This is a genomic window from Cystobacter fuscus (assembly GCF_002305875.1).
Lineage (GTDB): Bacteria > Myxococcota > Myxococcia > Myxococcales > Myxococcaceae > Cystobacter > Cystobacter fuscus_A.
In genome coordinates, this window is the sequence record NZ_CP022098.1 from 8,330,797 (window position 1) to 8,337,842 (window position 7,046).

The window sequence follows — 7,046 nt, forward strand, 5'->3', positions numbered from 1 at the left end:
GACGACGCGCGCCCCGCGAGTCAGCCCCGGGCTCCTGGAATGGAGCCTGCATTGCGGAGAGCCATGCCCATCAAGAAACGCATCATTCCTCTATTGCTCACCGGGTGGATGTCCGCCTGTATCAACGTGCCCGAGATCGAACCTGGCGGGGGAAACCCGCGACCGGACGCGGGGTCAGCGGAGGTTCCGGACTCAGGGACACCGGTGAGCGACCTGGCGGTGACCATCACGAGTCCCGCGGACACCTTCTACAGCAGCACGTCTGTGACCATCACGGTCGAGGTGCGAGGAGGCGTCGCGGACGCTGTCCAGATCCTCAAGGACGGCGAGTTGCTGGCCACGCCGACCGCCCCACCGTTTCAGTACACGTGGGACACAACGCTGGACGCCGAGCGGGAGTACACGATCACGGCCCGAGCGGTTCGCGCAGGGAAGAGCTTCGTCAGCGCGCCGGTGAAGGTGGTCGTCGACCGAACCAACCTGCAGGTCGCGTCACGGACACCGGCGCAGGGTTCGACCAACGTGGATTACCGTACGCCATTCCAGGTGGTGTTCACCAAACCGGTGAAGGCGACGACGGTCAACGACACCACGGTGAGCTTCGCGGTAGCGGGAGTCCAGGCGGAAAAAACGCTCTCGCTGTCGAGCGATGGAAAGACGCTCACGATCAAGCCCAAGGAGCGCCCGACGCTGCCGGCGACCTTCTCGTTTGGCTTGAGCCGGGGCATCACCGATCTGGCGGGCAATGCGCTGGCCAACCCCATCACCTCGACCAGTTCCCCATGGAGCTTCGAGGTTCCGGATTGGTACTCCTTCGGAGGCCCGCTGGAAGCCATCACGGGCACCGACACGAAACTGAAGGACTCCACCATGGTGCTCGACAGGGAAGGCAACCCCATCGTTGCATGGAGTGAAGAACGGACCCCAGGAAAGAGGTCCTCCATCTTCGTCTATCGTTGGGATGGAAGAGCCTTCGTGCCCATGGGTGAGCCGCTCAACGGCACGCCACTCGGATCTGCGTTCAAGGCGTCAATGGCTCTTGGTAGCGATGGAAACCCCATCATCGCATGGGAAGAGTCCGATGGATTCAACGAGAACATCTACGTGAAGCGATGGATTGGGAGTTCGTGGCAAACCGTAGGCACTGGGCCCCTATCTGCCGAAAATGATACGCGTTCCAGCCGGGTTCCGACGCCAGCGCACAATCCATCGCTCGCGGTGAAGGGCAATCAAATCTATGTGGCATGGGACGAGAGAGACACCGCCAATGTGTCGAACATCTACGTCTGGATGTCGGTCAGTGGAGGTGGTTTCCTTGGCGTAGGACCCAATATGGGGCGGGTACATGCCGTCCCCAGGGAAACCAGCAGTTCAAAGCCATCCCTCGTCATCGACAGCTACGACCAACCTATTGTCGCATTCCAGGAACAAACCCTGGAGCAATACTCTCCCACCAACATCTATGTCATGAAGTACATCAGCACTAACGACAAGTGGGAGTATGCTGTCCCCCCCTTTCGGGGAGATGAATCCACTGGGTACATCTCAGGAGGACTTAGCGCAACTCCTGGTGGAGAGACTTGGGCAAAGGACTGCTCGTTGAGCATAGGACCAAACAACATTCTATATTTGGCTTGGTCCGAAGAATCCACTCCAGATGGAGCTAGGGACATACAAGTCTTTCACTCAACGGGCGAACAATCCTGGGGAAGAATGGGTCCAGCACTAAGTGCATACAACGCGTACACATACGCAAGCTTTCCCAACATAAAAACATCTCCCACAGGGAAAACATTCCTTAGCTGGCAAGAATTCTCCTGGACCAATGAAGGAAGCAGTCAGAGTTTCATTAGCACCTGGGAACAAAACTCCTGGGCCAGTCTATCAAGCATAGACGGCATCAACGTGGGACAGGAAAACAGTCTCCGGTCAACAGTCGCAATCGATCAATCCGAAAGACCAATTATCGCTTGGTTCGAGAGCCTTAACTCAGGAGAGTATTTCCCAGGAGAATATATTTACATTCGCCGACACAACCACTAACCGTTAAAAATTGACGGCAGCAGGCTCACCCTTGACGCTTTGGGATCACAAGACCGCGCGAAAGGCGGCGCAAAACACGCCGCCTTTGCTTATGCTTGTAAACCTTATGCGCATTCTGCCCTTCCTCATTTTTCTGAGCGGTCTCTTCATCCATAATCTGAAATTCTACAAGAGTAAAAACTGTCCTATTTTTTCTCTCACGAGAATCTTTCTCCGGAGCGGGCAAATACGCATCCATCCGTAGCGGCACGTCCACAATGAAATTCAGGGCTCGGTACGTGCTGCCAGAAAACACATTGCGCGTTTTCTCTTCTCGTTCTTCATAATCGAGGTCCAAATGAAGATGCTGCGCGTACTGTTGGAGATGAGGGTTCTCCGCAAGCACAGCCTTGAACGAGACAAGTGTATTTTCAGTCTGTCCAGGAACAACGAAATTAAATGGGAACAGATGCTGGGTTAAGAAGTAAAGAACAGGAATGATATCTGATTGCGTCCGAGTGATGATTCGAAAACGAGTACGGTCGTAGATCTGCGCAGCAACCGTCTCTCTCTTGGCCAGCAATTTGGTAACAAGAGATTCTCGCGTCTTGATGGAATGAGCGAACTCAACAACTGGCAGACCTTTGGTTTGAAGCAACTGAGCTACGCCCAACACCTTGTCCATTACCAGTCGTGACAACTCCACTTCAGAGCATGCCAATCGATGAAGCAGGTCGCGTCCCTCGATGTGCTGAATAACGTGCATCACCTTGAGGACGATACAAGCGATACGCCGATGCCTTGGTAACCCTTTGACGCCAGAGGCAAAGAGGAAGAGGTCGTGAATCTTCTCCGGATTCGCTACAGCGTCAGCTACCCGGTAGTTGAAGGTTTTTCGGAGGTACTCTACAGCATCCGAGAGCACAACTCGCGCCCACGCCTCGTCTTCAGCCCGAGTCGCATCGAGTTGACAGAGGCGAAGGAATCGATCGACCTCTTCATGGGCCTGAAAGTGCATTCGCCGCCAGTCAATGACAGAACCACCCCGGAGAATGAGCCGGATGCGCTCAAGTTCACGGAGGCCCATGTCAGCCACGGCACAAATAGGCAGGTCGGGCAACGACTGTAGGGTAGGTGCGGACTTCACCCTTGAGCTTCTAGCTGAGCCTGCTCACAGAGGGAAGAGGCTCAGCCAGAAACGGGGGTCATCGAGACCCTTCATCACCGCCACTAGGTACAAAGACTACTTGACAGCGACCTGACGATTATTCCGGTACTCAGTCTGCTTGACCAGGGTACCATCCGCAGAAAACTCCTTGGCCGTTCCTTCCCGCAGCCCCTCAATGTACTGATCCACCTTCTTGATCTTGCCGTTCTCGTGCAACTCGACGACTTCGCCGTGGAAGTTGCTGTGCTTGAAGGTGGCAGACCCAGTCTTCCGGCCCTGTTCGTTGTAGAAGGTCCAAAGCCCTGTACGGAAACCGTCCTCAGACATGCCTTCGGCCTGCTTGGTCCCGTTGGGATACAAGTAGACCGTGGCCCCATGAGGACTGAAGGCCTTACCATTCGTCTTCACGCAAGCCACGATGTCGGCGGCTTTGCCGTTCGCGCTGCTGGACTGCACGGTTCCAGTGGGACAATCCAGCTTGATGGACTCCTTGGCGAAAACCGAAGAGCTGCAAGTCACCGCCGCGAACATTCCGAACGTCCTGATCCAATTCGTCAGCTGCATGCTGTTCTCCTTTTCTTCAATCAACACGGCATTACCGCCGTCAACCAAACTGACGCACGAGTCTTGTTGATATTTACTGGTATTTGATCCGGTCGAAAAGCATGTTCCCATGTAATAAAAAGCCCCACGCCTACAAGTAGGAGTGGGGCTCCACAACCAACAGAGGGAGAAACTCAGCCCACTAGCCAACAAGGCTAACGGCTAATGTTCTCGCACACCGGGTTTCCACCCGTGAAGTAGAAACCAACCTGGATGGTCTGAGAGTTGGATGGGCGGCAGAGATAGATGTTGAACTCAGCGTCCTTGAGATTGCTGGCAGTCCGATTGTAGCCAGTGTTCGGCACAAGGAGAGCGTCGTTAACCACATCAAACGGCTGCCCCCCCGTGGTCACGTAGAAGAAACCAGACAGACCAGCGCGGGTAGAGGGCCAGTCAGCATCAGTCCGGTACGCACGCACCCGAACAATGAATGCATCCGGAGCGGAGGCCTGGCAGTACGCCGAACCGACCTGGTAGCTGGTTCCCGCCACGGAGTAGATGACCGGACCGTTGCTCGAAGCAGCGCTCCAGTTCGGACGGTTCTTCGAGAAGTTCTCGCAGGTCGCCGCAGCCTCCGGCGCAGCCGTGCAGGTACCGCCGCTGCAGAACTGACCATAAGCGCAGGAGCTCTGGCCCGAACCCGTGCAGGTAGCTCCCGGCGGGGTGGTCGTCCCAGTCGACTTGCACACGCGGTAGGTCTTGTCGCACGACAGGGTCGAGGCGTCCGTCACGCGCTCGTCCGTCTGGCACAGCGCATCCGTGGAGCACTTGCAGATCTTCTGCGTATTCGAAGAGCTGATCGCCTCGCACGTCTTCGAGGAATCCGGACAATCATTCGTGTCCGTACAGGTCTGCACACAGACCTTGGCCGTCGGGTGGCAGATCTCGTTGCCCTCCGCGCTGCAGTCAGTATCCGCAGTGCACGACAGATCCTCACGACCACCACCCGGGCAAGCCGTCAACGCCAGGCCCAGCGCGGCAATCATCAACGTCATCTTCCGAAGCTGCATTCTCGGCTTCCTCCTGAAGGGATACGTCACATGAAGGCGGGCAGCCGGCCACTCAAGGCCCCCCTTCTTCCTGCAGCGCGCGGCTTTAGTCCCGTCGCTCCAGGCCTGTCAACGAGTGTCGACAGACCCTCTCGACGCATCCTCCCAAAGGAAGATTCACTCCCCATGAGATGAACAGTCACCCTGTAGTCTTGTCCGCTGGGTGACTGTCCTCTCCTACCTTGGGGTCAGAACGTAAACGGAAAGTCGATGGGATCTCCCTGCACTTTGTGCTTCGGGAAGTTCCACCCCTTGATCAGCCCGGAGATGCAGGTCGCCATGTAGGTCGAGCGGAACTCCCCCGTCTGGCAGGACACATTCGTCGTCTTGCCCGACGTCTGGATGGTCCAGCGCATCACCAGCTTGCCGCTCAGACCCGGGTCCTTCTTCTTCTGCTCGTTCACGCACTTCACGATGGCGGGCTTGTTGTTCACGACCACCTGCATGATGTCCGCTTGTCCGAGCTTCTGGGGAATGGATCCACCGCCACCAGGCTCCGGAGGCACGTAGACCGTACGGCCCGCAGGCGCCGAGCCCTTTCCACTGGCCGGCTTCGTTCCGAACAACTCATCGAACTCGTCATCGCCTCCCCCGCCACTGCTCTTGGGCGGCGGGCTGCTACGCGCCACGGGCTCCTCGTCCTCGCTCTCGCGCTGCGTACGGCCCGTCGAAGGCCGCTTGGTCCCTCCACGCGCAGGCGGATCCACCCGGGCAACCTGCTGCGGCGGAGTCTGCGCTGGCACCGCGGCGGGAGGCGGCGGCGTCGCCGCGGGCGGAGTCGCCGTCGGCACGGCCGCCGGTGTCCCCGCCGCAGCCACCGCGGGAGCAGTCGCTGGAGCCGTCGCGGGCGCAGTGGGAGCCGCCGCCGGAGCCGTTGCCGCGGGATTCTGCGCCACCGCGGCCGTCGGCGGCGGAGGCATGGGCACTTCCGCGGCCTTCGTCGGAGGCGGTGTCACCGGAGCCTGCGCCACGGGCTGGGGCGCCGGAGCCACTGGCGGCGGCACGGACGGCCGGGACGCCATGAAGAAACCAACGCCACCCGCCAGCAACAGCGCTCCGACGACTCCGCCAATCACCATCCCCATCTTGCCGCCCTGCTTGGGCGCCGCCGGGGGCGGATAGCCCGGATAGGCAGGGGGTGGCGCATAGGCCGGAGGAGGCGCGTACTGCTGCGGCATCGGCTGCGCGTAATGCGGCGCCGGTTGGGCGTAGGCCGGCGCCACGGGCGCGGGGGCCTCGGGCAACAGCGGGCTTGGCGCCGGCACGGCCGCAGGCGGCGGCACATCCAGCAGCCCGGACGCCGCGGGCTTCGCCTTCTCCTCCGCCACGGAACTCTTGGCCGCAGGCTTCGACAGCGCCTCGTTCTCCTCCTTCACCAGCGAGGCGAGCACACTCGCCGCCGATGGCTTCCAACCCGACTCCTGCGCGGACGGAGCCACGGGCGCGGGCGTTTCTGCCCGGCTCGCCTTGGAGGCGCCTCCCGCGCTGAACGCGGACTCCACCGGACCCGACGACACCGGCGACGACGACACCACCGGCGCGGGCTCCACGATCACCGGCCGGGTCGGACGCGGCGCCAGCACCGACGCCAGCTCCGTGGCCTCGGAGAGCGGAATCCAGTCGCTGAAGCCCGCACGCCAGCACAGGCTGTCCGGACCGACCTCACCCTTCTCCCAATGATCCTTCACCTTCTCCATCGACAGCGGGCCCACCTGCTTCTCGTCGATGGCGACGAACCACTCGTGCGAGGCCGCGGCCTTGGCGCTCCCCGCCTCGGCCTCCGCCAGCTTGCGCATCGCGTCGCTCGCGTCCGAAACCGCCGCGTCCTCCACCAGGGCCGGACCCTCTCCCGCCGGCACCTTGTGCGAGCCGGAGTTGAGCACCTGATCGAACACGGCGCCGATCTCATCGTCCTCGACCCCCCCGAAGATTCCTCCCTCGGGAGGCGTGCCCAGGGACGCGGGAACGCCAAAACCGTCCGTACTCGACTGACCCTGGGACGCGGCCGCACCGCCCGCAGCCTCACTACCCGTCCCATCCTCCTTCACCGGCGCGGAGCCGGCTGGGCGGACGACAATGTTATGGCCGCACTTCTTGCAACGAACCTTGACGCCCTTGGCGCCAACCTTGTCGTCGCTGATCATGTATTGCGCGCGGCAGCTATCGCAAACGAAACGCATCGTTCCCCGCAAGTCTCAGGAATA

The 7,046-nt window shown here is 60.2% G+C and carries 5 protein-coding genes; 1 reads left to right on the forward strand and 4 read right to left on the reverse strand.

From position 1 onward, the window contains the following. Positions 1 to 63: 63 nt before the first annotated feature. The gene (locus CYFUS_RS33505; RefSeq protein ID WP_157758808.1) at positions 64 to 2,043 is read left to right on the forward strand and encodes an Ig-like domain-containing protein; all 1,980 of its coding nucleotides are present in this window, start codon (positions 64 to 66) and stop codon (positions 2,041 to 2,043) included. 25 nt (positions 2,044 to 2,068) lie between these two features. On the opposite strand, the gene CYFUS_RS33510 is transcribed toward CYFUS_RS33505, so the two are convergent. The 4 genes from CYFUS_RS33510 to gltJ form a co-directional block, all read right to left on the reverse strand. Then, on the reverse strand, positions 2,069 to 3,109 hold the full coding sequence (locus CYFUS_RS33510; protein ID WP_232537854.1) for a TIGR04552 family protein: 1,041 nt from the start codon (positions 3,107 to 3,109) through the stop codon (positions 2,069 to 2,071). A 156-nt stretch (positions 3,110 to 3,265) separates the two neighbouring features. After that, a complete protein-coding gene (locus CYFUS_RS33515; RefSeq protein ID WP_095988927.1) occupies positions 3,266 to 3,754 on the reverse strand; it encodes a toxin-antitoxin system YwqK family antitoxin in 489 nt (162 codons plus the stop codon). Positions 3,755 to 3,948: 194 nt separating this feature from the next. Beyond that, a complete protein-coding gene (locus CYFUS_RS33520) occupies positions 3,949 to 4,803 on the reverse strand; it encodes a hypothetical protein (protein WP_095988928.1) in 855 nt (284 codons plus the stop codon). Positions 4,804 to 5,030: 227 nt separating this feature from the next. Further along, entirely contained in the window at positions 5,031 to 7,022 is a 1,992-nt protein-coding gene (gltJ, locus tag CYFUS_RS33525) for an adventurous gliding motility protein GltJ (protein ID WP_095988929.1), read from the reverse strand. Between the last annotated feature and the right edge of the window lie 24 nt (positions 7,023 to 7,046).

Excerpts from the sequence above, each read along its gene's own strand:
- CYFUS_RS33505 (WP_157758808.1), top strand. The coding sequence starts at position 64 with ATGCCCATCAAGAAACGCATCATTCCTCTATTGCTCACCGGGTGGATG.
- CYFUS_RS33510 (WP_232537854.1), bottom strand. The coding sequence starts at position 3,109 with ATGGGCCTCCGTGAACTTGAGCGCATCCGGCTCATTCTCCGGGGTGGT.
- CYFUS_RS33515 (WP_095988927.1), bottom strand. The coding sequence starts at position 3,754 with ATGCAGCTGACGAATTGGATCAGGACGTTCGGAATGTTCGCGGCGGTG.
- CYFUS_RS33520 (WP_095988928.1), bottom strand. The coding sequence starts at position 4,803 with ATGCAGCTTCGGAAGATGACGTTGATGATTGCCGCGCTGGGCCTGGCG.
- gltJ (WP_095988929.1), bottom strand. The coding sequence starts at position 7,022 with ATGCGTTTCGTTTGCGATAGCTGCCGCGCGCAATACATGATCAGCGAC.